Origin of the sequence: Dolichospermum circinale AWQC310F (genome assembly GCF_000426925.1) — a bacterium.
Taxonomy (GTDB): domain Bacteria; phylum Cyanobacteriota; class Cyanobacteriia; order Cyanobacteriales; family Nostocaceae; genus Dolichospermum; species Dolichospermum circinale.
In genome coordinates this window covers 47,428-47,645 of the sequence record NZ_KE384667.1, presented here as the reverse complement: position 1 = coordinate 47,645, position 218 = coordinate 47,428, and the positions used below count along the sequence as shown (strand labels likewise).

The following is a 218-nucleotide window of genomic DNA, read 5'->3' as shown; positions in this document are numbered from 1 at the left end:
CGATACCACTGTGGAAAGTAATGAAACCGTGGCTTTAACTCTAGCTACAGGAACAGGTTACACTGTTGGGACAACTACAGCCGTGACGGGAACTATTACTAGTGATGATGTTGTTGCTTCTCCCACCATTACCCTAGCAGTATCACCCAGTAGCGTCACTGAAGATGGTACAGCCAATCTCATTTACACCTTCACCCGTACAGGAGCAACAACCAACA

Annotated in this window: 1 protein-coding gene; it reads left to right on the top strand. The window is 46.8% G+C overall.

The window, feature by feature from the left end; genetic code table 11:
* The coding region (locus ACIR310F_RS26045) for a hypothetical protein (RefSeq protein ID WP_035367595.1) at positions 1 to 218 on the top strand (218 nt) is incomplete at both ends.